Genomic DNA, 303 nt, shown 5'->3' with positions numbered 1-303 from the left:
TACTGATTCATCGTCATGATGGTGTGCTCCTTTATTTTCGTTCTTCCCGGTTACGGCTTTAATATCCTGCTTTAGCGCATCTGGCAGCGTCTGTAGACATTGGGATAAACGCAGGGAAGGATCGGCAACCACCTGTTGTATCAAATTTTTTACTACCGGGTGTTGCGCAATATCGACCCCGATGCCCAGACTGTAGGAGGCTAAAAAATAGCTGTCTCTGGTATCCGTCAGCCCCGTGCTTGCCATTTTTTTCCACATCGTCGCGGCCTGTATCGCAGCATCAGATGGCAGGGAAACGTTAAC

1 pseudogene is annotated in these 303 nt (G+C 48.8%); it reads right to left on the bottom strand.

The annotated features are described in order from the left end of the window. Nucleotides 1-303, bottom strand: a pseudogene (locus Q1A40_RS23030) (hypothetical protein); the annotation flags it as partial.

Source organism: uncultured Cedecea sp. (assembly GCF_947498825.1).
GTDB lineage: Bacteria > Pseudomonadota > Gammaproteobacteria > Enterobacterales > Enterobacteriaceae > JGM124.
Note: the sequence above shows the minus strand (reverse complement) of the source record. Positions and strands in the feature narration are given on the sequence as shown.